This window comes from Winogradskyella aquimaris, from assembly GCF_042676105.1.
Lineage (GTDB): Bacteria > Bacteroidota > Bacteroidia > Flavobacteriales > Flavobacteriaceae > Winogradskyella > Winogradskyella aquimaris.
The window spans coordinates 1-2359 of the sequence record NZ_JBHTJQ010000019.1; the positions used below are offsets into that span (position 1 = coordinate 1).

General features: G+C 33.0%; 3 protein-coding genes. All 3 read right to left on the reverse strand.

Annotated features, from left to right (window positions below; translation table 11 throughout):
- Positions 1-133: 133 nt before the first annotated feature.
- A complete protein-coding gene (locus ACFQ1K_RS14395) occupies positions 134-700 on the reverse strand; it encodes a CPCC family cysteine-rich protein (protein WP_320556874.1) in 567 nt (188 codons plus the stop codon).
- Between the two features lie 130 nt (positions 701-830).
- On the reverse strand, positions 831-1430 hold the full coding sequence (locus ACFQ1K_RS14400) for a hypothetical protein (RefSeq protein WP_320556875.1): 600 nt from the start codon (positions 1428-1430) through the stop codon (positions 831-833).
- A gap of 130 nt (positions 1431-1560) precedes the next feature.
- Positions 1561-2100, reverse strand: coding sequence for a hypothetical protein (locus ACFQ1K_RS14405; RefSeq protein WP_320556876.1), 540 nt, complete (start codon positions 2098-2100; stop codon positions 1561-1563).
- Between the last annotated feature and the right edge of the window lie 259 nt (positions 2101-2359).

Here is a 2359-nt window from a genome sequence, read left to right on the forward strand (position 1 = left end):
TGCAGTAGCAAACAAACTTTTAAAACAAGCATTCGCTATTGTAAAATCAGGATTGCCTTATGATGAAAATTATGTGTCAAGATTAAGCTAAAAAGACTTGTTTTTTAACTCAGTTCTTTGTTGCCACACGTTTTTATTTCAGTTTATATTTCGGGTTTCTAATGTCATCTTTATGTACTTTATTCACATTTTTAATCATATCTCTTTCACAAGCTCCAAATTCGGCAAAATTCCGTTTCGCTTGGTTTAATGATACTCTATTTGCTCCACCTTCATAATCTGGTTCAGCTGATTGAATTGGGTCATCTTCCCAATAGCATGTCGTACATATTTGATATGTTCCGTTTGGTTTTTCATTCAGCGTGTTATATCCGCAACATTCACAATAAAACCTTCCATTAGCTTGTGACCTTTGAAATTCAACAATTTCAATTAATTCTTTATCAGAGTATTTTTTCAGAACGTCTGTAATTTGGTTTTCAGAATAACTGTCGGAAAAGAAAAGACGATAACTTTCATAATTGGTTTGCGCTAATTCAGGATTCAAATCATGATAGTATTCATAATCAATATCACATTCCTCGCGTAAATAATCTTCAATAATATCTTTCAATTCCCATGTATCAATATCAAGTACAAGTTGACCATCAATTTTATGTAACTTGATATGAGGTTTGTCAATTTTCAATGGTTCTGTCAAATGTGTGGCAACGGTCTTGTATATGATACGTTGCGTGGTTTAGCACGTAATTTAGCAAATAAAAACCGAATAGAAAATCCGCGAGGATTTTCGTAAGTAGGCTCTCACTAGCAATGGATTATATACGTTGTTACCACACGTTTTTATTTTCAATTTCGTAATGATAAGGGTTTTCAGAGTCCATTTCTCCATTGTGATAAATTAAAAATTCTGCACGTTTATCATTAAATTCACTCGTTTCAATTCTGTCTATTCCTCTCAAACATTGATTACTGTCATAAATCAATTCCTTTTCAAAAATCAGAAGCGTTGATTTAGTCAGTCGGATTATTTCTCCACAAGCCAAAAACCCTTCTTGGCTGATTTTTATATTCAATTCGTCATTTACTTTATACGTTCCTAAATTTTGATTAAAAAACTGGAAATAGAAGCCAGCTAAAATCAATGGAAATAAAAATACTATTGATATTATTTTATTCCTTGTGTTCTTTTTCGTTGCGAAATAAAATAGACTTGATACTAAAAAAGTCAGACCGATTATTCTGTTCGTATAAAGTCCTTTGAATCTAATTCCAATAAGCGATAACAAAATCAAAATCAGGAATATTATGGTTGTATAAAACACAATTCGAGTAATAATTTTTTCGGTTTTGGGATATTCTTTCTTAATCAGCTCTGGTATTAAATTCAGTCCGATTAAAATTCCAAAAAATATTAATATGAATGTCATTTCTCAAATGTGTGGTAACGGTCTCGTATAACCGTCAGTTACGGGTTAAATTAGCGATTATTTTCGGTTTAGCACTGACTTTAGCAATTCCGAGTGGATTCGGACGTAGTCGAATCCGCCGTAATTGCGGTTATACATTGTTGGCTACAGTTTTTTTAATTCGTTTTATTAGACTTTCAGTTTTTAGTCGGTCAAAATCATCTTTTAATTTTTTCCATTCACGATAATCAGCGTCTACTTGTTCAGGTCTTTTTCCTCCAACATCTGAATGATTAGTAACGTGATTGAGTAATTCCAAGTGAGAAAGTCTTTTGGTCAATTTTCTATTCAGTTTTTCATTCCGATTGAATAGAGTTTGTAGCTTTTCTTTGAGTTCATTCGGATAATGAGTGAGTAATTCAGCCGAACCTAACAAGTTATTCTCAATATTGGATTTAGTTAGCAAAATCCATAACTGTTCAAAATTAGGTTCTGGTATTCTTACAAATCCGTATTCATTTCCCCAACCTGAATCCCACAATATTTCATTCTTCCATAAAGTTCCGTTTTTATCAACAAAGTGGTCTTTTCCGTCAACTTTTTTTAGTCCGAAATCTTCCGGCTTACTTTTATTATACCTAAAAGAAGCTATAAAGTGTTTTTGATTTATGTCAATTGTTTTCGGGTTCATTTAAATTGTAGCCAACGGTTTTGGCTATGGTTTCGTTGCGGAATGGTTCGACAGAACTATTCCGCCGTAAACCAAAGTTAGCAAACACGCAGGAATTTCCGAGAGGAAATTCCGCCGCAATGAACTATAGCCGTCCTAAGTTTGTATTATAGTTAAATTAGAGACTTTAACCAGAAAGAACAAAAGAGCAGAGTAAGATTATTATAGCCGTAGGAACTTTAGATTCCGTCAACAATGCGAATCCCTGCTCTTTTCCTAT